The sequence below is a fragment of the Methylocystis echinoides genome, from assembly GCF_040687965.1.
GTDB classification, from domain to species: Bacteria; Pseudomonadota; Alphaproteobacteria; order Rhizobiales; family Beijerinckiaceae; genus Methylocystis; species Methylocystis echinoides_A.
Genome location: NZ_CP156084.1, coordinates 710255 through 730318 on the forward strand (window position 1 = coordinate 710255; position 20064 = coordinate 730318).

Sequence of the window (20064 nt, forward strand, 5' to 3'; positions counted from 1 at the left end):
GCTCCTCAATAGCCGAATTGCTCGCGCAGGATCCGCTCTTCCAGCGAATGCCCGGAATCATGCAGAAGGACGAGATTGGCGCCCTGGTCCATCTCCACGTCCACATAAGCGACGTCACGGAATTCGTCGTGGTCCGCGACGACCGAGACCGGACGTTTCGCCGCTTCGAGCACTTCGATGCGCACTTTCGCCGCGTCGGGCAGCAAGGCGCCGCGCCAGCGGCGGGGGCGGAAGGCCGAGATGGGCGTGAGCGCCATCAAGGGCGCGTCGAGCGGCAGGATGGGGCCGTTCGCCGAAAGATTATAGGCCGTCGACCCGGCCGGCGTCGACACGAGCACGCCGTCGGTGATGAGTTCCGGCAGGCGCTCCTGATCGTTGATCAGAATGCGCAGCTTCGCGATCTGCGAGGTCTGGCGCAGCAGCGAGACCTCGTTGATGGCGTGGGCGGAAAATTCATCGCCGTGCACATTGGTGGCGTGCATCAAGAGCGGATGGATGATCGAGGCCTTGGCCTCGGCGATGCGCTTGCGCAGTCCGCTTTCGCGATACTGATTCATCAGAAAGCCGACCGAGCCGCGATTCATGCCGTAAATGGGCTTGCCGGAATCCATGTAGCTGTGCAGCGTGCGCAGCATCAGCCCGTCGCCGCCGAGCGCGACGATGCAGTCGGCTTCTTCCGGCGGCACGTCGCCATATTTCTCGACGAGCCGCAGCCGCGCCTCCTCGGCCTCCGGCGTGCCAGAGGAGAGGAAGGCCAGCTTCTTGGTTGCGTTCGCGACGTCGCCCGAGGCGCCCATCGAGGGAGGCTCCTAAGATCAAGGGCGCGAAGGACGCGCCGTCGTCATTCGCTTACACGCCAAGTCGGGAGATTGAAAGGCGGCCCCTTTCACCGCCACAGCCAGGCGGCGCCGCGCACGCCGCCCGAGTCGCCGTGGCGGTTGCGCAGAATCCTCGTGTCGAGCGCATCGGTGAAGGCGTGTTTCGCCACGCGTTCGCGCAATCCGGCATAAAGCCGCTCGATGTTGGAAACGCCGCCGCCCAGCGCAATGACGTCCGGGTCGAGGACGTCGATCACCATGGCGAGCGCGCGGGCAAGACGGTCCTGGTAGGCGTCGAGCGCTGCAAGCGCCGCCGCCTCTCCGCGTTCGGCCCGCTGGGTTATCTCCTGCCCCGTCGCCGCCGCGCCCGCGCGCCGCGCGTATTCGCGCGAGAGGCCGGGGCCGGAGAGGAAAGTCTCGACGCAGCCGTCGTGACCGCAGAAACAGCGCGCGCCGGGATATTCCTCGGGGGTCATCCAGGGCAGCGGCGTATGGCCCCATTCGCCGGCGATGCGATTGCGTCCCGTAAGAACCTTGCCGTCGACGACGACGCCGCCGCCGACGCCGGTGCCGAGAATGACGCCGAACACGACGCGCGCTCCCTGCCCCGCGCCGTCGACGGCCTCGGACAGAGCGAAACAATTGGCGTCGTTCTCGACACGCACGGGACGCGACAGAGCCTGCGACAGATCGGCGTCGAGCGGCCTGCCGTTGACAACTTGAGTGTTGGAGCCCTTGGCCAGGCCCGTATGCGTGGAGATCGAGCCGGGCGCGCCGACGCCGACGGTCCCGCGCCGCTCGGTCTCCAATTCCATGTCGCGCACGAGCGCCGCGACGGCGCGGATGATTTCGTCATAGTCCTGGCTTGGCGTCGCGACGCGGCGGCGCGCCAGAATCTCGCCCGAGAAATCCAGCGCAATCGCCTCGATCTTGGTTCCGCCGAGATCGACGCCGATTCTGATCGACTCCTGCGTCATTGCCGGCGGGCGCGGTCGAGGTGCTGCGCTGGCGCGAGGGCGGCTTCCGCCGCCGCATCGATCTGGGCGGAATCGAGATCGAGATCCTTGGTCATGGCGCCGTCGAACAGCGCCCCGGTGAAATCTGCGCCGGACGCGTCGGCGTTCATCAGATTGGCGTTGCGGAAATCGGCGCCCGCGGCATGGGCGAAGCGCAGATCGGCGCTCATGAGGTTGGCTTTGCCGAATCTCGCCCCTTCGAGATAGGTCGAGCGCAGCACGGCGCGCATCAGTCCCATCGATTGGTTCTTCATATCCGCAGAAAGATTGGCGCCTTCGAACTTTGCGCCCCGCAGCGAGGCCCCGGTCAGATCGCCCGCGAGTCGCGCGCCGGAAAAATCGGCGCCGTCCCCGCGCAGGCGCTGCATCTGCGCGGCGAAGGCCTGCGCGCCCTTGAGCGAGGCGCCGGTCAAATCCGCCTGCATGAGCCAGGCCTGATCGAGAATGGCGCCGTCGAGCTTGGCGCCGGAGAGGCGCGCCTTGTTGAGGCGCGCGGCGCGGAAGTTTACATGCGACAGATCGAGCCCGGAGAGATCGAGGCCATTGAGGCTCTTGCCGGAAAAGTCGGACTTGCCGGCTTTCAGCGCCGCTTCGACCTCGGCGCGCGTGAGCTCCGACTGGGAATAGGCGGGCTGAGAGAGATCGACGCCCTGCAACATGTCCTGCGCCGACAGCGGCGCAGGGGAGAAAAGCAGCGCGCCGACCGCGGCGCGCATCAGCAAACCCTTCATCAGCGTCCCGTTCCGGCGCCGGCGAGGTCCCGCGCCTGCTGTATCCATCTGTCGCGCTCGACGCGGCCCGGCGCGCCGATCGCAGAGCCGATCCATTTGGCGTTGTCGAGATTCCACGTCGCGATCTGATCATAATGGAAGACGCCGAGCGCGTTGAGCTTTTCGAGGCTCTTCGGGCCGATTCCCTTGATGCGGGCGAGATCGTCGGCGCCGCCGTCGCGCGGGGCGGGGAGCGTTTCGGGCTTCACGCCGGGCGCGGCCTTCTTGTCGCGGGCGGGCCGGGGCGCGGCGGTCCGGGCGTGTTCGATGACGCCAGAGGCGACGGCGTCCGAAAGGAGCTCGAGCGGCGCCGCTTCTCCGGCATGGCCGTTGGCGAGCACGCCGACGCTCGGCGCCGCCGAATCGAGGGCCACAGCGGCCGTCGTGGCGATGAACGACTCCGCCAGGGGGATCGACGGCTCCAAAGCGAGTGGGGCGGTGGGGGGCGCGACCATGATCGGGGTCGGCGCCGGCCGCTTCTTCTCGGCGTCGGCGGCGAGTGATTTCAGCCAGCCGCCGAGCGGGAGACCCGCCGCATAGGCGAGGCCGGCGAGGACGGCAATGTCCAGGGTCGTCGCTTCCCGGCCCGACAGCACTTCCGCAAAGGAAGCGCCATAGCCTGTCGCGAGAGCGACCGCGCCGAGCAAAACGATCCAGCCCCCCGAGAAGGTCGCTCCTTTCGCGCGCGAGAAGGTCAGAAAGCCAACAAGCGCGCCGAGCGCAAAGGCGCCAGCAAACCAAGGCCAGCCGAGCATGAGCAAATAGGCCATTCGCCGCTCTCCTTTCCTGCGGTTAGGTCATCAAAGCCGTCATTTCACGTTGAACTCGATGCGCCGGTTGCGGGCGCGATTGTCCTCCGTGTCATTGGAGGCGATCGGACGCTCCGCCCCGTACCCCATGGCCCAGACACGAAATGGATCGGCGCCCGCCTTGACGAAGGCGTCGACCACGCGCTGGGCGCGCCGCTTGCTGCGCTCGCGGGCGGCTTCGACGTCGCGGTCGTCCCAATGGCCTGCGACCTCGATCGCAACGCCCTTGCAGCGCAGGACCTCGGCGGTCAGCCTGTCCATGAGCGCCTCGGACTCCTCGCTGACAGCCGAGTCGTCGGCGTCGAAAGCGATCGGCGTCGCGGACAGCCCGGCGAGGGCGGCGCGGCAGCCGGCGGCGTCGAGCGGCGCGCCCGCCGCCTGGGCGACGAGACGCACGTCGCTGGTGAAACCCCTGGGCAGACGCTCGTCGAGCGCTGCGGCGATCGCGGCGCGAGCGCCCTCGTAGCGCGCCACGCCGGAAAGCAGGACAGCGGAGTCGGCGATCTGCAGGCGGCCCTCGTCGAGACGGCCAAGCGCGGCCAAAGCGGCGACCGCGGCTTCCGTGAATTTGGCCGGCGCGCCCGGCGCAATTTCGAGGCGGTCCTCCACCGTCGCGTCGCCGACGCGCCGACGCGCCGACGCCGCGAGGCGACCGCGGGTCATCTCGTCCGGCGCAAAGCCCGTGAGCGTCACGCCGCCGCCCTTGCGCGCCGCGTCGAACAGGTAAGGCGAAACGGGACCCGGCGAGACCTCGATGCGGACGAGGTCGAACCCCTGCGGCAAGCGCGCCTTCACCTGCGACGCCAGCGCGTCGGCGCGCACGTTCATCCGCCCGGCGCCCTCGATGGAGAGACGCGCGTCGGAAAGCGTCGCCTTGCCCCGCTCCAGCGCGGCAAGCGCCTCGAGCGCGACGACGAGCGCCGCCGCATAGTCCCCGGCCGGGGCGCCGGCGTCGATCTTCGCCCCGTCGCTGACGGCGCGGCCAGCGCCCGCCGCCGCGGCGAGCGACACGATCTTCTCGCGCAGGGCCGCGTCGGGCAGCTTGCCGTCGAGCGCGACGACGCTGTCGCCGAGGGTCGCGGCGAACACATAAGGTTCGGGCCGTGCAACAGGTTTCTGCGCCTCCGCCAGAGAGGCCGAGGCGGAGGCGGCGGGCGCGGGCGCGGGCGCGGCGGGGCCGGAGAAGACGAGCTTGCGGACGCCTTGCGCGTCGCGCAGGGCCGAAGCCGCGTCCGGCGCAACGCCGGAGAGGGTCACGTCTCGGCCCGAGACGGACACGGCGGAAGGAGCAACGCCGAGCCGCGCCGCGACCCGGGCGGCGAGGTCAGCCTCGACCTGCGGCGTCAGCCATTGCGTCGCGCCATAGACGACGCCGGCGAGGACCGGCAGTCCGACCCACCATTTTCTGGGCTGGTGCATGAACGTCCTGCCCCTGAAGAAAGAGAATCAGCCAAGACGCGCATACTGGAGACGCATCCTTGTCTGAAGGGCGCAGGTGTCAAGAAGATGGCGCAAAAAGGGGCGCGGCCGTAACCGCGCCCGCAGGTTAGAGAAGAGATCCTGGGTTTGATTAAGAAATAGGCGCGCGGAAGCGCCGCGCAAGGGGCGCTCAGCCGGGCGCGCGGCGCTGTGGCTGAAAAGGCGCCATGCCGGCGCGGGCCAGGGCGTCGGCGCGCTCGTTCATCTCGTCGCCCGAATGGCCGCGCACCCAATGCCAGTTGACGTCATGGCGCGCCTCTGCGGCCTCGAGCCGCTGCCAGAGCTCGACATTCTTCACCGGCTTGCGGTCGGCGGTTTTCCAGCCGCGCGTTTTCCAGTTCTTGATCCAGGACGTGACGCCGCCGCGCACATATTGGGAATCCGTGTAGAGATCGACGGCGCAGGGCCGCGTCAGCGTCTCGAGCGCCATGATGGCCGCCATCAATTCCATGCGATTATTGGTGGTGAGCGGCTCGCCGCCCGAGAGCTCCCGCTCGCGGTCGCCGAAGCGCAGGATCGCGCCCCAGCCGCCGGGGCCGGGGTTGCCCGAGCAGGCGCCGTCGGTCCAGATCGAGACGCGCTTCGTCACAGGGCGAGGCCGTAGCCGCCAATATCGGAAACGGTGCGGTGGAAGCGCAGCTTCGCGAGATATTCGCGCGGGTCCTTCGGCCGCACCAGCGCGCCCTCGGGCACGTTCAGCCAATCCACATAACGGGTAAGCAGGAAACGCAGCGCCGCGCCGCGCGCGAGGAGCGGAAAGGCGTCTATTTCCGCGGGCGTCAGCGGCCGCAGGCGGGCATAGGCCTCGAGCAGCGCGACGCCCTTTTCGGGCGCATAGGCGTGCGCCGCGTCGAAGCACCAGGCGTTGAAGCAGATCGCGAGATCATAGGCGAACGCGTCGCAGCAGGCGAAATAAAAATCGATGAGGCCTGAAATCTTATCGCCGAGGAAGAAGACGTTGTCGGGGAAGAGATCGGCGTGGATGACCCCGCGCGGCAAATCCCGCGGCCAGCGGTTTTCGAGCAGGTCGAGCTCCGACTCGACCGTCTCGCGCAGGTCATCGGCCACTTCCGCGGCGCGGTCCGCGGCGGGAGCGAAAAGCCCGCGCCAGGCGTCGACGGACAAGGCGTTTTCTCGCCGCAGCGGAAAGCCGGCGCCGGCGAGGTGAAGACGCGCCAATGCATCGCCAAGCGCGGCGCAATGCGCCGGCTCGGGATGATGCACCGCGTAGCCGTCGAGGAAAGTGGCGATCATCGCCGGACGACCGGCGAGTCGCCCAAGCGCCGCCCCGGCGCGGTTGCGCACAGGCTGCGGGCAGGTGACGCCTTTGGTGGCGAGATGCTCCATGAGGCCGAGGAAAAAGGGCAGATCGGCCTCCGCCACGCGCCGCTCATAGAGCGTGAGGATGAAATTCCCGGCGCTCGTATGGAGGAAATAATTCGAATTCTCGACTCCCTCCGCAATTCCCTTGCAGGAAAGCAGGTCGCCGATGTCATAGGTCGACAGAAACGCGATCAGCTCCGCATCGTCGACCTGGGTGTAAACGGCCATGGACGTTTTTCCAAAGAGCAGCGCCCGTCAGGCCATCGCCCGCAGCTCCTTCGGCAGCGGGAAGGAGACGCTTTCATCCGCCGTGGACACGGTTTCGACCGCAATCTCGTACCGCTCCGCGAAAGCGTCCATGATCTCCTCGACGAGCACTTCCGGCGCCGACGCCCCCGCGGTGATGCCGAGCGAGGAGATGTTTCCAAAGATCGACCAGTCGATCTCGCCCCTGCCCTGCACCAGTTGCGCCGGCGCCCCGGCGCGCTCCGCGACTTCGCGAAGACGCTGGGAATTGGAGGAATTGGGCGACCCGACGACGATCACGGCGTCGACATTGGGCGCGACCTCCTTCACCGCCGCCTGGCGGTTCGTGGTCGCATAGCAGATGTCTTCCTTATGGGGGCCGATAATGGACGGGAAGCGACGTTGCAGCGCGCTGACGATCTCCTGCGAATCGTCGAGCGACAGCGTCGTCTGCGTCACATAGGCGAGGTTCTGCTCGTCGTCGAAGCACAGATCCTTGATGTCGTCGACGGATTCGACGAGCACCACCGCGCCTTCCGGCAATTGGCCCATGGTGCCGACCACTTCCGGATGTCCGGAATGGCCGACGAGCAGAACGCGGCGTCCCCGCTTCCAGTGGATTTCCGCCTCACGGTGGACTTTCGTCACCAGCGGGCACGTCGCGTCAATGGCGAGAAGGTTGCGCGCCTGCGCCTCGGCGGAGACTGCCTTGGCGACGCCGTGAGCGGAGAAAATCACCGGCGCGTCGGTGCTCGGAATCTCGTCCAGCTCCTCGACGAAAACAGCGCCCTTGGCCTTCAGCGACTCGACGACATAGCGATTATGGACGATCTCGTGACGCACATAGACTGGCGGGCCGTATTTGGCGAGCGCCCGCTCGACGGCGTCGATCGCGCGGACGACCCCGGCGCAGAAGCCGCGCGGAGAGCACAGGAGAATCTTGAGCGGCGGCTTCGCGCCGCGGGGCTGAACATTCATGAATGGCCTTCGGCGAGGTTGCGCGCGGCCGCGCGATGCAATCGGCCTTTCGCCCGTTTCGGGACGACATGACCATATCGGCGTCGATCGGCGGGAAGCAATGTCGCGCCGGTCGGGCTCTGTCAAGCCAGCCGCCCGGCAAGCGGCTGGCCGGGCCTTCGCCCGCCCGCGGCTCGGGCTATCGATTCGGCGGGGTCTGCGCTAACATTGCGCAAAATCCGACGGGCCAGCGCGGGTTTGGAACAAAGAGACGGGAGCGCGACTCCCCTCATTGTCAGCGGGAGGAATCATGTCCGATCTCGAATCCCTTCTCTCCACGGCCCAAGGCGGCCAGCTCGTCGCCAATCTCGCCGACCGCTTCGGCCTCACAAACGAACAGATCGACAGCGCCATCAACGCGCTGGCCCCGGCGCTCGCCATCGGCCTCAACCACGCCGCCGAGGAGCCCCAGGTCTTCGAAAAGACGCTCGGCGCCATGGCGGGGGCGTCGCGCTATTCCTTCTTCGACGAGCCCGAGGCGGCGCACAGCCAGGAGTCGGTCGATCTCGGGCGCGATCTCTTGAACGAGATGTTCGGCTCTCCGGCCGCGACCGGCCAGGTCCTGCAGGCGGCCGCGCGCGAGTCCGGGGTGCGGGCGGACATCCTCGGCCAGCTCCTGCCCGTCCTCGTCTCCGTGCTGCTCAGCGGGCTGACCAAGAATATCAATGAGAAGGGGCTCGGCGGCGTTTTGGGGCAGCTCGCCGGTTCGGGCGGGCTGGGCGGCGTTCTCGAACAGATTCTCGCCGGCGGCGGCGCGCCCCGCCCAGCGCCCGAGCCTGCGCCGACGCCACGCGGCAACGCCGGCGGCGGGCTGGGCGGACTTCTCGGCTCCATCCTCGGCTCGCTGCTCGGCGGACGCCGCGCGCCGCCCCAGTCCCAAGGGGGGCGCTTCGACCGCGGCGGCCCTCTCGACGCCGACGTGGGCGGAGCCGGCCCCGGCGGCCTGCCGGCGGGCCTCGATCAGGCCTCGATCCAGCAGGCCATTGAAGAGATCAAGAAGACGCTTCAGGTCGGGCAGAACGCCAGTCGGCAGACGGGCCAGAGCGGCGCTTCCGACCTCGAAGCCATCCTCGGTCAAATTCTCGGAAAACGCTGATTGGCCGCGTCGCCCGATCCGAAGCGTCGGATCGGGCGACGCGCGACCCTACAAATTGGGCGCGATGCTCCCGAGATAGGTGGCTGACAATTTTACGCCGATCGACGAGGCCCCCGCCACGATGGCGATCGCCACGAAGGCGGCGATAACCGCATATTCCAAAAAGGTGCTGCCGCCCTCCTGTGCGACGAAGCGCCGTAAAATCTTATCCAACCAAGCCTCCCGCTCCAAGGCTCAAGACTTCCCGTAATATGCGAGCTAGAGCTTAAGGACTTATGTTTGCGCGAAGCCGGCGCTCTTGCGTCCGGGCGTCTTTTCCGGCATCCATCCGGCGTCCGGCGACGGGACGGCTCCCCGCCGCGCCGCGCCGGCGCATGGCGCAGCCCCGCCGACTCCCTTGCGCCTCCATTGGTCCTTTCGACCCTACATTAATGGAAAAATTAGTCGAACCATGGCTCGCGACGTAACAGACACGACGCCGATCGAGTCCCGTGAGGCGCTTGTGGACTGGCTCGCCGCCGGCTGCAAGCCCTCCGGGGCGGCGCTGCGCGTCGGCACCGAACATGAAAAGATTCCCTTCTATTCGGACACGCGCGCGCCTGTTCCCTATGATTGCGTCGACGGCCGCTGCGGCGTCGGCCGGTTGCTCGAGGGCGTTCAGGAGGCGACCGGCTGGACGCCGATCATGGACCGCGACGCGCTGATCGGCCTCGCCCAAATCGACGGCGGCGGCGCAATTTCGATCGAACCCGGCGGGCAGTTCGAACTCTCCGGCGCCCCGGTCTCCGACATTCACGCGACGGCGACGGAGCTCGGCGCGCATCTTTCGGCTCTGGCGGGCGTCGCGAAATCGCTCGGCGTCGAATTTCTCGACCTCGGCGCGAGCCCCAAATGGTCGCGCGCCGAGACGCCGGTCATGCCCAAGCAGCGCTACCGGATCATGGCCGCCTATATGCCGAAAGTCGGCTCGCGCGGCCTCGACATGATGTTCCGCACCGCGACCATTCAGGCCAATCTCGACTTCGTCAGCGAGGCGGACATGGTCGAGAAAATGCGCGTCGGCCTGGCGCTGCAGCCGATCGTGACCGCCCTCTTCGCCAATTCGCCCTTCCTCGACGGCAAGCCCACGGGCCGCCTCTCGCAGCGCTCCTATATCTGGCTCGACACCGATCGGGACCGCACCGGCATGCTGCCCTTCGTCTTCGAGGAGGGCTTCAGCTTCGAGCGTTATGTCGACTACGCCCTCGACGTGCCGATGTATTTCGTCAAGCGCGGCGACGTCTATCACGACGTCGCCGGCGCGAGTTTCCGCGACCTGCTGGCGGGGCGCCTGCCGCAATTGCCGGGCGTGCGCGCCACAATCTCGGATTGGGCCAATCATCTCTCGACGATCTTCCCGGAGGTGCGGCTCAAGACCTATCTTGAAATGCGCGGCGCCGACGGCGGGCCACGATCTCATATGACCGCCCTGCCGGCGATGTTCGCCGGGCTTTTCTATGACAGCGTCGCATTGGACCAGGCGCGCCAGCTCACCAAGGGGTGGAGCGCCGAGGCGCGTCAGAAGCTTCGGGAAGACGCGCCGGCGCTGGCCCTCAACGCGACGATCAACGGCCGTAGCGTCCGCGACGTCGCCCGAGACGCGCTCGATCTCGCCGCCGCCGGCCTCAGGCGGCGGGCCAAGACCAATGCGCAGGGGCAAGACGAAACGATCTATCTCGCGCCGCTGGAGCGTATCGTCACGGAGGGGCGTACGCTCGCCGAGCGCCGGCTCGAAGCCTATCACGGACCCTGGGGCGGCTCCGTCGACGGGGCCTTCAGCGACTGCGTGATTCCCTTCTGAGCAAAAAAAAGCCCGCGCGGCGAGCGCGGGATCGAACTTCTGCTCTCGCGGCGCAAGCGCGTTACGCTCAGTCTCGAGTCTTTGGAGCAGTCCAGGAAGCGCCCCGGCTGAGGCGCTCTTGGCTAAGTCAGCTCAGCGCGGGAAGAGGTCGTTGAGACCGAACGGCGCCATCGGCTGGAGCTGCGAGGTGCGCTGCACGCCGTCGTGCATGGCGGCGTAGCCCATCGGCGCAACCGGCGCGCGGGCGATGTCGACGCGGACATGGCCGCCAATCTTGACGCAGCCATTCGAACCCGCGACGGCCACATAATCAGCCCCATAGCGCGCGCAATGATTCGACGTCTCAGCCTTCGCCGGGAGGGCCGAAAAAGACGCCGCGAGCGCGACGGCCGCTGCGATGGCGAGCGGCGCATTGGGGCGGAAGTCGGCGAACATCATTGGCGGTCAGCCTTTCTCCGATTGCGCGCCACAAGGCGTCTGCAATCTCTTGCCCAATCCCTTTGCAGAAGGCCAAGCGTCGCCGCCCGACTCGTTTCTGCGATTTCGACACTTAAGTTCAACATCGTGGCAGCATCGTGTCCCAGACGGGGGATCTGTCCGTCACCTGTGGATTAAAAAACACATTCCGATTTATTTTCCGTTTACGTGAAAGGATTGATTAAACAGCGTTTACAAAAAACTAACAGGCCCAGTCGCCAATCGTCGCCTGAACGATTGCGAGGGCCGCCACCGCCGCCGTATCCGCCCGCAAAATGCGCGGGCCGAGCGAGACGCGCGCGACGTTGGGAAGGCGCGTCACGGCGGCCCGCTCCGCGTCGTCAAATCCGCCCTCCGGGCCGACAAGCACCGAAATTCCGTGTCCCGAACGGCCCGCGAGCGCGTGCAGGGGATTGGCGATGGGCGCATCCTCGTCGCAAAAGACCAGCAGTCGGCCGGGGGGAAAGGCGGCGAGGAAATCAGACAGATCGACGGCGTCGGCGGCGTCGGGCACGGCGAGCACGCCGCATTGCTCGGCCGCCTCGACGGCGTTGGCCTTCAGCCGCGCGATATTGACGCGGCGCGCCTGCGTGCGGCGCGTAATGACGGGCGTGAGCCGGCCGGCGCCCATTTCCGTCGCCTTCTGGGCCATATAATCGAGGCGCGCCTGCTTCAGCGGCGCAAAGCAATAGTCGAGATCGGCGCGAAGAGTCTGCGCCCGCGTCAACCGCTCGACGCGGATCGTCGCCGCGCGCCGCGTGACCTCCGCGAGATGCGCGAGAAACTCGCCGTCCCGCCCGTTGAAAAGAAGCAGAGGATCGCCCGCGCGCAGCCGCAGGACGTTGAGCAGATAGTTGAGCGCTTCGGGCGGCGGAACGAACTCGACGCCCGGCGCGAGCGCCGTCTCGACAAAGAGGCGTTGCGCGGAAAAATCGTAGTGGGACAAGACCGGATGTCCTGGGACGAGGCTGCGGCGGGCCGGGCCCGCCGCCTTCCGGCCGCCATGAAGCGGCCGTTTTGTTCGCTGACAGGTTGTCGAAAACTTGCACGAGCGGCAAGCCTGCTGTTAACAGAAGGCGTCCTTTGCAGAGGCGACCCCCGTCATGAAGATCAGCGCCCCCTCTTTTTCGCGATTTGTCGCGGGCCTGTCGCTGCTGGCTTTCTTCGCCGCGGCGGGCGCCGCCCATGCACAGTCCTGTCAGGAGGACTTTCAGAAACTGACCGACCGCCGCATGGCGCAAATCCAGGCCCTGAACGCCATCGGCAAGGCGGGAAAGGGCAAAATGGACCCTAACGCCGCCTGCCCCGTCGCCAAGAAGCTCGTCAGCGTCGAGAGCGAGATGGCGGGCTACATGACCAAGAACAAGGAATGGTGCAACATTCCGGATAATGTTCTCGACGGTTTCAAACAGGCGGCGAGCAAGACCAAGGTCTTCGCCTCTCAGGCCTGCACGGCCGCCGCAAAGATGAAGCAGATGGAGCAGCAGCAGCGCGAGCAGGCCGCGAGCGGCGGAGGCATGGCCCCGCCGAAGCTCCCGTCCGGACCGCTGTGAGTCTTTTAAGCGACGGCGGCGACGACGCCGCCCTGCCCGACGCGCAAAGGGATCATCCGATATGGCGCCATGCGCCGGAAAGTCTGCGCCCCTATGTGCAACTCGCCCGGCTCGATCGTCCGGTCGGTTGGTGGCTGTTGCTGCTGCCCTGCTGGGAATCCAGCGCGCTCGCCTCGGCCGCGTTGCATCGCCCGCCCAATCTCTGGCATCTGACGCTGTTCTTCATCGGCGCGGTCGTCATGCGCGGCGCGGGCTCCACCTATAACGATTACGTCGACCGCGACATCGACGTGAAAGTCGCGCGCACGCGCGGCCGGCCGCTGGCGAGCGGACGAGTGAGCCCCCGCGCCGCGCTGTGGTTCATCGTGGCGCAATGCCTCATCGGCCTCGCGGTGCTGCTCTCCTTCAACGGCTATACGATCGCGCTGGGGTTCCTCTCGCCGCTGATCGTGCTCGTCTATCCCTTCGCGAAGCGATTCACCTCATGGCCACAGGCCGTCTTGGGATTCGCCTTCGCCTATGGGGCCATGCTCGGCTGGACTGCGCAGACGGGCTCGCTCGGCCTTCCGGCAGTGTTGCTTTACGCCGGCTGCATTCTCTGGACGATCGGCTTCGACACGATCTATGCGCTGCAGGACGTGCGCGACGACGCCATCGCCGGCGTACGGTCGACGGCGCGTCTTTTCGGCGCGCAGGTCAAGCGCGCCGTGGGCGGACTTTACGCCGGCTCGGCGCTCTGCGTTGCGCTCGCCGCGCACATGATCTGCGGCGGCTTGTTCGTCTGGCTGGGCGTCGCGGCCTATGCCGCGCATCTGGCCTGGCAGGTCTCGCTGACGCGCGAAGACGCGCCGACCTCCCTCGCCTTGACCCTCTTCCGCTCGAACAGGGACGCGGGGCTTCTGCTATTTGCGGGCTTCTTCCTGCAAAGCCTGACGTATGTAGCGTGAAGCCGAGCTAAAACCGACGCCCTGGCGGCGCCGGAAGGCAGGCCAGCACGGCGATCTCGTCGCCATTGGCATATTTCATCTCGCCGCGGCCCACGTCGAGCGTATTGCGCACATGCTGCTCGCTGCATTTTTTCGCGCCGTCTTCCATGCAGAGCCGGTCCGTGCCGAAGGTGATGACGCTTCCGTCCGCGTTCATCACAGAGACGACCTTTTCCTTGCGGCCATATTTGTCGGGGCCGGAGATATAGAAATCCCCCTGCTTGTATTCCTCGGCGACGCCCTCGCCCCACATGATCTGCAGGAACCGCCGGTCGGTGTCGACGTCGACCATCGCCGATTGATTCGACCGTTCGCAATCGAGATGTATTTCCTTCGCCGGGGCCGTCGCCGGGAGCGTGACAAGCGCCAGAAGGGCGAAAGCTTTCCCGACGCCGCTTCTCTTCGCGCCCATTATTTGCCTTCCAGCGCCCGCTTCTGATCGAGGCAGGAATCGAGCTGGGCGCGATTGAGGTCCCAATAAGACGCGCCGCAAAGCGCCTGATAGCGGCTGCTGTTGAAAAAGGACCAGAGATTGTAGCCGCCGAGCAGCAGCGCGATGACGGCGGCGACCTTGACGATCGTGTTGAAGCGCGAGATCGGATCGGAGTTTGGCTCTGACATGGGCGCCTCCTTCTGCCACAATGTTAGGCCGGAAGCTGGCCGCGTCAACGTCCGTCGGGCCCGCTCGATCCAGAGCGCGGCCGCCGCGTCAGGCGGCGCGCTTCCTGCCGCCGCGGCTCTTGACGGGGGCGGATTGACGTCCCGTGGCCCGGACGCGCACCGCCGCCTGCTGATGCGACGGCACGTAGCCGATATAGTCGAAGTCGATCTTCGCCTTTTCGGCGAATTCCGTGAAAGCGCGGAACTCGTGACGCCGCCAGCCGACGTAATTGAAGAATTCGTCGAAGACGAGGATGGTTCCGGGAACGATGCGATCGGCGCAGCAGTCGAAGACCGTTTTGGTCGAAGAGTAGAGATCGCAGTCGATGTGGATGAGGGACGCCGGACCCTCGTTGCGCGCGAGAAAATCCGGCAGCGTCCGGTCGAACCAGCCGACGACCAATTCGACATTCGCCGCGACTGCGGGAAGCCCGGCGCGGAAACTGCCCTTGCCGACGTCCGGCCGCCAATCCTCCGGCAGGCCCTCGAAACTGTCGAAGCCGTAAATCTTTTGCGGCGTCTGGGCGGCGAGGCGATTGATCGTTCGACCCGAAAACACGCCGAATTCCAGGACCAGCCCCTCGACCTCGCGCCGGCGCATCGCTTCATCGAGCAGCGCCCCCGAATCCACGAAGGCGGGCGTTTCGGGAAGGTGCTGGGAAACGAAAATGGCGGTGTCGATCGCCGCGGCGAGCGGCGCGACGGCGTCGAGATTGGCGCCGTCGCAAGGGAACAGACCCATGCCGAACATGCGCCGGATCTCCGCCTCGGTCAGCAGGCGCAGCGTCTCCGCGACGTTGGGGATGGCGGGGGAAGGAAGGGGTTGAGCGGTTTGCAAAAAGGCGCTCCTGCTAGAGAGGTGGTGCAGCGCCCCAAAATAGCGGCGCGGCCTTTAGGGAGGCTGACCAGCGAGCGCCAAAGGCCCAATCAATCCAGAGTCTGACGGAAGCGCATCACGGCGATCGACATGGCGACGAGCGTGAAAACCGCCAAGGCGCCGGCGTCGGCGGCCAAATCGGCGAAGCCCGATCCTTTCAGCATGACCGATCGGACGATGCGCAGGTAATGCGTGAGCGGCAGAACTTCGCCGAGAACCTGCGCCCAGCGCGGCATGCCATAGAAGGGAAACAGAAAGCCCGAAAGCAGCATGCTCGGCAGGAAGAAAAAGAAGGTCATTTGAATCGCCTGGAGCTGATTCGCGGCGATTGTGGAGAGTGTGTAGCCCATCGACAGATTGGCGATGATGAAGAGCAGCGTCAACGGCACGAGCACGAAGAGCGAGCCGACGATTGGCACGCGGAACAGAAAGCTCGAGACAATGAGAATCGTCGCCATCTGCACGGCGCCGACGAGCACATAGGGCGTGATCTTGCCGAGCATGATTTCAACGGGCTTCACCGGCATGGCGAGCAGCGCCTCCATCGTCCCGCGCTCGATCTCGCGCGTCACTGAAAGCGCCGTATAAATCAGCATGGTCATCGTCAGAATCGTGCCGATCAGTCCCGGCACGATGTTGCGTCGCGTCTCTCCCGCCGGATTGTAGCGCCGCTGCACCTGCAGATCGAAGGGCGGCGGGTTTTGCGCAAGCGTCGCGAGCGGTCCGGTGAGTTCGCGGTCGAGCGCCTGGGTCACCGCGCCCAAGGCCGCAGCGACCGCGCCCGCCGTCGCGGTCGGATCGGTGGCGTCGGCGACGAGGAGAACGGAAGGCCGCTCGCCGCGCACCAGCCGACGCGAGAAATCCGGCGGTATCTGGATGACGAACTGCGCCTTGTTCGAAAGGATCAGCTTATCGGCGTCGGCCTCGCCCTGGGCGAAATAGCGGATGTCGAAATAGTCGGTGGCGCGCAGCGCGCCGACGAGCGCGCGCGCGATGGGGCTGTCGTCGCTCGACAGCAGCGCGGTGCGCAGATGCTTGGGATCGGTGTTGATGGCGTAGCCGAACAGCAGCAACTGCAACAGTGGAATGCCGACGATCATGCCGAGCGTCGGACGATCGCGGCGCAGCTGGATGAACTCCTTGACGAACATGGCGACGAGCCGCTGCCAGGCCTGCGCGATCGGCCCGAGCCGCGGGGGTTTCACAGGGGCATGTCCCGGCGCGTGCGTCATCTGGCGCTGCGATGGTTGCGGGTCATCAAATCGATGAAAACATCTTCGAGCGTCGCCTCGTCATGCGCCCAGCGCTGCGACCTGCTGGCGTAGCGGTGCGCGATCGCCTCGATGGCGGCGGCGTCGCGTCCGCCGACATGCAAAGCTGCGCCGAAGCGCGCCACCATATCGACGCCGGGCATCGTCTTCAGCTGCTCGGCCAAAGCGTCGAGGCCTTCGCCGGAGACCACATAGGTCGTCAGGCCCGCCTTGGCGATGATGTCGTCTATCGTTCCTGACACGAGCAGCTTGCCGTCGAGGATATAGGCGATCTCGTGGCAGCGCTCGGCTTCGTCCATGTAATGCGTCGAGACGAGGACGGTCAGGCCTTCATTGGCCAGGTGATGGATTTCGTCCCAGAAATCGCGCCGCGCCTTGGGATCGACGCCCGCCGTGGGCTCGTCGAGCAGCAGCAAGGAAGGCGCCGGCAAAATGCAGGCGCCGAGCGCCAGCCGCTGCTTCCAGCCGCCCGATAGCTCGCCCGCGAGCTGATCGGCGCGCCCGGTGAGCCCGAGCCGCTCCAGCGCCGCCTGGGCGGCCTGTTCCGGGGCCGCGAGCCCGTAGATTCGCGCCACGAATTCGAGATTTTCGCGAATCGTCAGGTCGCGATACAGCGAGAAGCCCTGCGTCATATAGCCGACGTGGCGCTTGATCTCGTCCTGCTCGGTGCGGATGTCATAGCCCAGACACCGTCCTTCGCCGGCGTCGGGCGTCAGCAGGCCGCAGAGCATGCGGATCGTCGTCGTCTTGCCGCTGCCATTGGGCCCGAGAAACCCCTGTATGTGGCCGCGCGCGACAGTGAGCGTCAGATTGTCGACGACCGTCTTCGCTCCAAACACCTTGGTGAGGCCTTTGACGTCGATGGCGATGTCGGGATGCGCGGCAATGACTTCGGCAGACATGAGCCCGGCCCCTCAGCGGTCGTGGCCGGGATCGGCCCGGCCATCCACGCGGCGCGGCGGCGAGTCGAGCGCGCGCACGGCCGTCACCTCTCGGCCCCCGCCGTTTGCGCCAGCGGCGTCACCGAAACCGGCATCCCAAGCGGCAGTTCCCGCGCCCGCCCCTCGAGGCGCGCCTCCGCCTTGAAGACGAGCTTGGCCCGCTCGACGTCGCTGAAGATGACGGGCGGCGTATATTCCTGGCGGCTGGCGACAAAGGAAATGCGGCCGAAAAGGTCATCCGGACAGCCGTCGCAGCCCACCTTCACCTGCCCGCCGATTCTCACGGCGGCGAGCCGGGGCTCCGGGACATAGAAGCGCACCTTGCGGTTTTCAGGCGGCAGCAGCGCCACGACCGGCTGGCCGGCGTTGACCACTTCGCCGGGGCGGAAGAACACGTCCTGGACGACGCCCGCCGCCGGCGCGCGAACCTTCTGCCGGCCGAGGCGGATGTCGATCGCCTCGAGCTGCGCGCGCGCCTGGCGGATGGCGGCCTCAGCCGCCTCGATCTCCTGCGAGCGGCCGGGGATCAGCGCCGCATTCACCTGCCGGCGCGCCTCCTTGACGCTCGCCTCGTCGCGTCGCAAGGCCATTTCCGCGCGGTCGAGCGTCGCTTTGGCGACATTCCCCGACCGATAGAGTTTGAGCTGGCGGTCATAGTCGTTGCGCGAGAGAGTCAAGGCCGCCTCGGCGCGCTCCAATCCCGCGTGCAACACCGCGACCTGTTCCGGGCGGTTCATCGCCGCACGCAGATTTTGCAGTTGCGCCTCGAACTGCCCGATGCGCGCCAGGGCTTCCGAGCGCTGCCGATCGAGCAGCGTCGTCGACATCGCGAACAATAAATCGCCCGGCTTGACCACGGCGCCCGCCGCCACGGCGAGACTCGCGAGCCGCTCCCCCTCATTGGGGCCAATATAGAGCACCTCGCCCTCGACATAGCCGAGAAAGGGCGCCTGAGCGGCGTCCCGATCGCGCATCATCCGCCAGGCGAAGAAACCGCCGAGCGCGAGAAGGATTACCGCCAAAGCGGCCACGCGTCGCATCGCCTGCCGCCTCCTTGCGCGCAAGCCCGCCTGTCGATTCGAACCGGCGCAAACTCCTTTTGGCGCGTTGCGCGCAAAAAGGCTACAGTGCGCCGCCACAGGCGCCAGAGGGACGCGAAAAGGGATCGGAAATGGCTGAAGAGATTACGGAATTGCCCGAGCGCGAAGGCATGGATTACGACGTGGTGATCGTCGGCGCGGGCCCCGCCGGCCTCGCCGCAGCGATTCGCCTCAAGCAGGTTGCGCCCGATCTTTCCGTCGTCGTCATCGAAAAGGGCTCGGAGCCCGGCGCCCATATTCTCTCCGGCGCCGTCATCGATCCCATCGGCCTCGACCGGCTGCTGCCGGACTGGCGCACGCGCGACGATGCGCCGCTCAAAACGCAGGTTCACGACGACCAGTTTCTCGTGCTCACCGAAAAGAGCGGCGTCCGCCTGCCCAACGTCCTGATGCCGAAGCTGATGAACAATCACGGCAACTTCATCGGCTCGCTCGGCAATCTCGTGCGCTTCCTCGCCGCCGAGGCGGAAGGCCTGGGCGTCGAGATCTATCCGGGCTTCGCCGGAACCGAACTCCTCTACGGCGACGCCGGCGAAGTGCGCGGAGTCGCCACCGGCGACATGGGCGTCGATCGCGACGGCGCGCCGAAGGACAGCTTCACCCGCGGCATGGAGCTGCGCGGCAAATACACGCTCTTCGCCGAGGGCGCGCGCGGCTCGCTTTCCAAGGAGCTCATCGCCAGATATGCGCTCGCCAAGGACAGCGACGTGCAGAAGTTCGGCATCGGCTTCAAGGAGCTGTGGCGCATCCCGAAGGAAAAGCACAAGCCCGGCCTCGTGCAGCATTCCTTCGGCTGGCCGCTACAGTCCGACACGGGCGGCGGCTCGTTCCTCTATCACTTCGAGGACGGGCTCGTGTCGATCGGCTTCGTGGTGCATCTCAACTATTCGAACCCGACGCTGTCGCCCTTCGACGAATTCCAGCGCTTCAAATGCCATCCGCTCGTGGCGCCGACGCTGGAGGGCGGCGAACGCCTCGCCTATGGCGCGCGCGCGCTCACCGAGGGCGGCTGGCAGAGCGTGCCCAAGCTCGTCTTCCCCGGCGGCGCGCTCCTCGGCTGCGCGGCGGGCTTCATGAACGTGCCGCGCATCAAGGGGTCGCATAACGCCATTCTCTCCGGCATCCTCGCGGCCGATCACGTCGCCGCGGCGATTTCGGAAGGGCGCGCCTATGACGAGGTGACGGCCTATGACGCCGCCTGGCGCGCTTCCGACATCGGGCGCGATCTGAAGCCGGTGCGCAACGTCAAGCCGCTCTGGTCGAAATATGGCACCTATCTCGGCGCCGCGCTCGGCGGTCTCGACATGTGGACCAATTCACTCTTCGGCTTCTCCTTCTTCGGCACGCAGTCGCATGGCAAGCCCGATCACGCCTGCCTGAAGCCGCTCTCCGAAGTGACGCCGATCGTCTATCCGAAGCTCACGCAAAAGCCGGCTTTCGACAAGCTCTCCTCGGTTTTCGTGTCGAATACGAACCACGAGGAAGACCAGCCGGTGCATTTGAAGCTGAAGGACCCGTCGATTCCGATCGAGAAGAACCTGCGGGTCTATGGCGAGCCGGCGCGCCTCTATTGTCCGGCCGGCGTCTATGAAGTCGTCTACGCCGACGACGTGTCGAAAAAAGAGCCGCGCTTCGTGATCAATGCGCAAAACTGCGTCCACTGCAAAACTTGCGACATCAAGGACCCGGCGCAAAACATCACCTGGGTGCCGCCGGAAGGCGGCGGCGGGCCCAATTATCCGAATATGTAAAAGGCCTCCTTTTCGCCCTCACGCCGACGAAGCT

The 20064-nt window shown here is 66.5% G+C and carries 22 protein-coding genes; 5 read left to right on the forward strand and 17 right to left on the reverse strand.

Annotation, left to right across the window (positions count from 1 at the left end; genetic code table 11):
• Positions 1 to 5: 5 nt before the first annotated feature.
• The 8 genes from RVU70_RS03375 to ispH all read right to left on the reverse strand — a co-directional run bounded on the left by RVU70_RS03375 (position 6) and on the right by ispH (position 7439).
• Positions 6 to 797, reverse strand: coding sequence for an NAD kinase (locus tag RVU70_RS03375; protein ID WP_363349676.1), 792 nt, complete (start codon positions 795 to 797; stop codon positions 6 to 8).
• A gap of 89 nt (positions 798 to 886) precedes the next feature.
• A complete protein-coding gene (locus tag RVU70_RS03380) occupies positions 887 to 1795 on the reverse strand; it encodes an ROK family protein (RefSeq protein ID WP_363349677.1) in 909 nt (302 codons plus the stop codon).
• A complete protein-coding gene (locus tag RVU70_RS03385) occupies positions 1792 to 2565 on the reverse strand; it encodes a pentapeptide repeat-containing protein (RefSeq protein WP_405044842.1) in 774 nt (257 codons plus the stop codon). Before RVU70_RS03385 ends, RVU70_RS03380 begins: the two co-directional genes overlap by 4 nt.
• Positions 2565 to 3374 (reverse strand): hypothetical protein, encoded by an 810-nt coding sequence (locus tag RVU70_RS03390; RefSeq protein ID WP_363349678.1) that lies wholly within the window; start codon positions 3372 to 3374, stop codon positions 2565 to 2567. The genes RVU70_RS03385 and RVU70_RS03390 overlap by 1 nt, the downstream gene beginning before the upstream one ends.
• Positions 3375 to 3413: 39 nt before the next feature.
• On the reverse strand, positions 3414 to 4832 hold the full coding sequence (locus RVU70_RS03395) for an OmpA family protein (RefSeq protein ID WP_363349679.1): 1419 nt from the start codon (positions 4830 to 4832) through the stop codon (positions 3414 to 3416).
• A gap of 190 nt (positions 4833 to 5022) precedes the next feature.
• The gene (gene rnhA / locus RVU70_RS03400; protein WP_363349680.1) at positions 5023 to 5481 is read right to left on the reverse strand and encodes a ribonuclease HI; all 459 of its coding nucleotides are present in this window, start codon (positions 5479 to 5481) and stop codon (positions 5023 to 5025) included.
• A complete protein-coding gene (gene thrB / locus RVU70_RS03405; protein WP_363349681.1) occupies positions 5478 to 6443 on the reverse strand; it encodes a homoserine kinase in 966 nt (321 codons plus the stop codon). The genes rnhA and thrB overlap by 4 nt, the downstream gene beginning before the upstream one ends.
• Positions 6444 to 6470: 27 nt before the next feature.
• On the reverse strand, positions 6471 to 7439 hold the full coding sequence (gene ispH, locus RVU70_RS03410; RefSeq protein WP_363349682.1) for a 4-hydroxy-3-methylbut-2-enyl diphosphate reductase: 969 nt from the start codon (positions 7437 to 7439) through the stop codon (positions 6471 to 6473).
• A 289-nt stretch (positions 7440 to 7728) separates the two neighbouring features.
• On the opposite strand from ispH, the gene RVU70_RS03415 reads away from it, so the two are divergent.
• Positions 7729 to 8574 carry a DUF937 domain-containing protein gene (locus RVU70_RS03415; protein WP_363349683.1) on the forward strand — a complete coding sequence of 282 codons (846 nt, stop codon included), beginning with the start codon at positions 7729 to 7731 and terminating at the stop codon, positions 8572 to 8574.
• 48 nt (positions 8575 to 8622) lie between these two features.
• Here the strand turns inward: RVU70_RS03415 and RVU70_RS03420 are convergent, their stop codons facing one another.
• Entirely contained in the window at positions 8623 to 8787 is a 165-nt protein-coding gene (locus tag RVU70_RS03420) for a pilus assembly protein (protein WP_363349684.1), read from the reverse strand.
• 238 nt (positions 8788 to 9025) lie between these two features.
• Here RVU70_RS03420 and RVU70_RS03425 point away from each other — a divergent pair, with 238 nt between their 5' ends.
• On the forward strand, positions 9026 to 10414 hold the full coding sequence (locus tag RVU70_RS03425) for a glutamate--cysteine ligase (protein ID WP_363349685.1): 1389 nt from the start codon (positions 9026 to 9028) through the stop codon (positions 10412 to 10414).
• A 132-nt stretch (positions 10415 to 10546) separates the two neighbouring features.
• On the opposite strand, the gene RVU70_RS03430 is transcribed toward RVU70_RS03425, so the two are convergent.
• Positions 10547 to 10852, reverse strand: a complete 306-nt coding sequence (locus RVU70_RS03430) for a hypothetical protein (protein ID WP_363349686.1) — start codon at positions 10850 to 10852, stop codon at positions 10547 to 10549.
• A 241-nt stretch (positions 10853 to 11093) separates the two neighbouring features.
• A complete protein-coding gene (locus RVU70_RS03435; RefSeq protein WP_363349687.1) occupies positions 11094 to 11837 on the reverse strand; it encodes a 16S rRNA (uracil(1498)-N(3))-methyltransferase in 744 nt (247 codons plus the stop codon).
• A gap of 157 nt (positions 11838 to 11994) precedes the next feature.
• Between RVU70_RS03435 and RVU70_RS03440 the strand changes: the two genes are divergently transcribed.
• Together RVU70_RS03440 and ubiA are read left to right on the forward strand one after the other, a co-directional pair.
• Complete coding sequence (locus RVU70_RS03440; RefSeq protein WP_363349688.1) at positions 11995 to 12444, forward strand: hypothetical protein; 450 nt, start codon at positions 11995 to 11997, stop codon at positions 12442 to 12444.
• Positions 12441 to 13391 carry a 4-hydroxybenzoate octaprenyltransferase gene (ubiA, locus tag RVU70_RS03445; protein ID WP_363349689.1) on the forward strand — a complete coding sequence of 317 codons (951 nt, stop codon included), beginning with the start codon at positions 12441 to 12443 and terminating at the stop codon, positions 13389 to 13391. Before RVU70_RS03440 ends, ubiA begins: the two co-directional genes overlap by 4 nt.
• Positions 13392 to 13398: 7 nt before the next feature.
• Here the strand turns inward: ubiA and RVU70_RS03450 are convergent, their stop codons facing one another.
• The 6 genes from RVU70_RS03450 to RVU70_RS03475 all read right to left on the reverse strand — a co-directional run bounded on the left by RVU70_RS03450 (position 13399) and on the right by RVU70_RS03475 (position 18219).
• Positions 13399 to 13842 (reverse strand): hypothetical protein, encoded by a 444-nt coding sequence (locus RVU70_RS03450; protein WP_363349690.1) that lies wholly within the window; start codon positions 13840 to 13842, stop codon positions 13399 to 13401.
• Positions 13842 to 14051 carry a hypothetical protein gene (locus tag RVU70_RS03455; protein WP_363349691.1) on the reverse strand — a complete coding sequence of 70 codons (210 nt, stop codon included), beginning with the start codon at positions 14049 to 14051 and terminating at the stop codon, positions 13842 to 13844. Before RVU70_RS03455 ends, RVU70_RS03450 begins: the two co-directional genes overlap by 1 nt.
• Positions 14052 to 14139: 88 nt before the next feature.
• Positions 14140 to 14928 carry a class I SAM-dependent methyltransferase gene (locus RVU70_RS03460; protein WP_363349692.1) on the reverse strand — a complete coding sequence of 263 codons (789 nt, stop codon included), beginning with the start codon at positions 14926 to 14928 and terminating at the stop codon, positions 14140 to 14142.
• Positions 14929 to 15017: 89 nt separating this feature from the next.
• Complete coding sequence (locus RVU70_RS03465) at positions 15018 to 16118, reverse strand: ABC transporter permease (RefSeq protein WP_363351199.1); 1101 nt, start codon at positions 16116 to 16118, stop codon at positions 15018 to 15020.
• Positions 16119 to 16195: 77 nt separating this feature from the next.
• The gene (locus RVU70_RS03470; protein ID WP_363349693.1) at positions 16196 to 17140 is read right to left on the reverse strand and encodes an ABC transporter ATP-binding protein; all 945 of its coding nucleotides are present in this window, start codon (positions 17138 to 17140) and stop codon (positions 16196 to 16198) included.
• 83 nt (positions 17141 to 17223) lie between these two features.
• Complete coding sequence (locus tag RVU70_RS03475) at positions 17224 to 18219, reverse strand: HlyD family efflux transporter periplasmic adaptor subunit (protein WP_363349694.1); 996 nt, start codon at positions 18217 to 18219, stop codon at positions 17224 to 17226.
• 131 nt (positions 18220 to 18350) lie between these two features.
• On the opposite strand from RVU70_RS03475, the gene RVU70_RS03480 reads away from it, so the two are divergent.
• A complete protein-coding gene (locus RVU70_RS03480; RefSeq protein WP_363349695.1) occupies positions 18351 to 20030 on the forward strand; it encodes an electron transfer flavoprotein-ubiquinone oxidoreductase in 1680 nt (559 codons plus the stop codon).
• Positions 20031 to 20064: the final 34 nt, after the last annotated feature.

What these genes read in the sequence shown, in the direction of transcription:
- RVU70_RS03425 (WP_363349685.1), top strand. Translation starts at nt 9,026, where the DNA reads ATGGCTCGCGACGTAACAGACACGACGCCGATCGAGTCCCGTGAGGCG.
- RVU70_RS03450 (WP_363349690.1), bottom strand. Translation starts at nt 13,842, where the DNA reads ATGGGCGCGAAGAGAAGCGGCGTCGGGAAAGCTTTCGCCCTTCTGGCG.
- RVU70_RS03465 (WP_363351199.1), bottom strand. Translation starts at nt 16,118, where the DNA reads ATGTTCGTCAAGGAGTTCATCCAGCTGCGCCGCGATCGTCCGACGCTC.
- RVU70_RS03475 (WP_363349694.1), bottom strand. Translation starts at nt 18,219, where the DNA reads ATGCGACGCGTGGCCGCTTTGGCGGTAATCCTTCTCGCGCTCGGCGGT.
- RVU70_RS03415 (WP_363349683.1), top strand. Translation starts at nt 7,729, where the DNA reads ATGTCCGATCTCGAATCCCTTCTCTCCACGGCCCAAGGCGGCCAGCTC.
- ispH (WP_363349682.1), bottom strand. Translation starts at nt 7,439, where the DNA reads ATGAATGTTCAGCCCCGCGGCGCGAAGCCGCCGCTCAAGATTCTCCTG.
- RVU70_RS03440 (WP_363349688.1), top strand. Translation starts at nt 11,995, where the DNA reads ATGAAGATCAGCGCCCCCTCTTTTTCGCGATTTGTCGCGGGCCTGTCG.
- thrB (WP_363349681.1), bottom strand. Translation starts at nt 6,443, where the DNA reads ATGGCCGTTTACACCCAGGTCGACGATGCGGAGCTGATCGCGTTTCTG.
- RVU70_RS03455 (WP_363349691.1), bottom strand. Translation starts at nt 14,051, where the DNA reads ATGTCAGAGCCAAACTCCGATCCGATCTCGCGCTTCAACACGATCGTC.
- RVU70_RS03430 (WP_363349686.1), bottom strand. Translation starts at nt 10,852, where the DNA reads ATGATGTTCGCCGACTTCCGCCCCAATGCGCCGCTCGCCATCGCAGCG.
- RVU70_RS03385 (WP_405044842.1), bottom strand. Translation starts at nt 2,565, where the DNA reads ATGAAGGGTTTGCTGATGCGCGCCGCGGTCGGCGCGCTGCTTTTCTCC.
- RVU70_RS03480 (WP_363349695.1), top strand. Translation starts at nt 18,351, where the DNA reads ATGGCTGAAGAGATTACGGAATTGCCCGAGCGCGAAGGCATGGATTAC.
- RVU70_RS03375 (WP_363349676.1), bottom strand. Translation starts at nt 797, where the DNA reads ATGGGCGCCTCGGGCGACGTCGCGAACGCAACCAAGAAGCTGGCCTTC.
- RVU70_RS03390 (WP_363349678.1), bottom strand. Translation starts at nt 3,374, where the DNA reads ATGGCCTATTTGCTCATGCTCGGCTGGCCTTGGTTTGCTGGCGCCTTT.
- RVU70_RS03395 (WP_363349679.1), bottom strand. Translation starts at nt 4,832, where the DNA reads ATGCACCAGCCCAGAAAATGGTGGGTCGGACTGCCGGTCCTCGCCGGC.
- RVU70_RS03470 (WP_363349693.1), bottom strand. Translation starts at nt 17,140, where the DNA reads ATGTCTGCCGAAGTCATTGCCGCGCATCCCGACATCGCCATCGACGTC.
- RVU70_RS03380 (WP_363349677.1), bottom strand. Translation starts at nt 1,795, where the DNA reads ATGACGCAGGAGTCGATCAGAATCGGCGTCGATCTCGGCGGAACCAAG.